We start from the raw sequence: 1,069 nt of genomic DNA on the forward strand, positions 1-1,069 counted from the left end.
GTGGTCTTGCGTGCCGTGGTCTTCTTCGCGGGCGCCTTCTTCGCCGTGGTCTTCTTGGCGGGCGCCGTCTTGGCGGCGACGGTCTTCTTCGTGGCCGTCGCCTTCTTCGCCGGGGTCGCCTTCTTCGCCGCCGCCGTGGTCTTCTTCGCCGCCGCGGTGGTCTTCTTGGCGGTGGTCTTCTTGGCCGCGGTCGTCTTCTTCGCGGCTGCCGCCGTGGTCTTGCGCGCCGTGGCCTTCTTGGCGGTGGCCTTCTTCGCGGCCGCCTTCGCCGTCGTACGGGTGGAAGGACCGCCCGAGAGGCTGCCCTTGGGCGCCTTCTTCACGGCCACGTCGTTCTTGGGGAGCTTCTTGGAGCCGCTCACCAGGTCCTTGAAGCCCTGTCCCGCACGGAAACGGGGCACGGAGGTCTTCTTGACCCGTACGCGCTCGCCCGTCTGTGGGTTGCGGGCGTACCGGGCGGGGCGGTCGACCTTCTCGAACGAGCCGAAGCCGGTGACCGAGACACGGTCCCCCGCGACGACCGCACGGACGATCGCGTCGAGTACCACGTCGACAGCGTCTGCGGCCTGCTGGCGGCCGCCGACCTTGTCGGCAATCGCTTCTACGAGCTGCGCCTTGTTCACGTCTTCCCCTTCGGAGACATTGCCAGAACGAAACTGTTCAGGCTTTTTCGCACGTTAGGCAGATATATACCGCAAATCAAACACGAAACGGGCTAATCACCCTAGTGCCGCAACGAAGTCGACCGCTGCGCTGTCCGCAGAGTCAGTCACCTTCGGGGAATCGGCCCTCATCGAGGTCCTTCATCAACCGGTCCAGACGCCTTGCCGCGCCTGGGAGATCGTGCTTAGCCGCGGCCGTGACGACCAGCAGCTTCCGGGACAGCGCCATCCTTACGCCCTCCGGGACTTGCAGTGCGCGCACCTTTGCGTGCGCTTCTTTCAATCGGTCGGCGACTTGGCCATAGAGCTCGAGTTGGCTGTCGCGTTCCATGCACCGATTGTGCCATCTGGGGCGAGTTGTCGCCCGAGGGGGTCTCAACAAGCGACTGCGCCCCCTGCCTTCCGGC

At 65.4% G+C, this 1,069-nt stretch carries 2 protein-coding genes; both read right to left on the reverse strand.

The genetic code is table 11. The annotated features are described in order from the left end of the window. On the reverse strand, positions 1-623 hold a 623-nt coding region (locus ACFWFI_RS42770), incomplete at its 3' end, for an HU family DNA-binding protein (protein ID WP_387401394.1). A 142-nt stretch (positions 624-765) separates the two neighbouring features. Further along, positions 766-993, reverse strand: a complete 228-nt coding sequence (locus tag ACFWFI_RS42775; protein ID WP_031100634.1) for an SCO5555 family protein — start codon at positions 991-993, stop codon at positions 766-768. Between the last annotated feature and the right edge of the window lie 76 nt (positions 994-1,069).

It is taken from the genome of Streptomyces sp. NPDC060209 (assembly GCF_042728155.1).
In the GTDB taxonomy this organism is placed as follows: domain Bacteria; phylum Actinomycetota; class Actinomycetes; order Streptomycetales; family Streptomycetaceae; genus Streptomyces.

Excerpts from the sequence above, each read along its gene's own strand:
- ACFWFI_RS42775 (WP_031100634.1), bottom strand. The coding sequence starts at position 993 with ATGGAACGCGACAGCCAACTCGAGCTCTATGGCCAAGTCGCCGACCGA.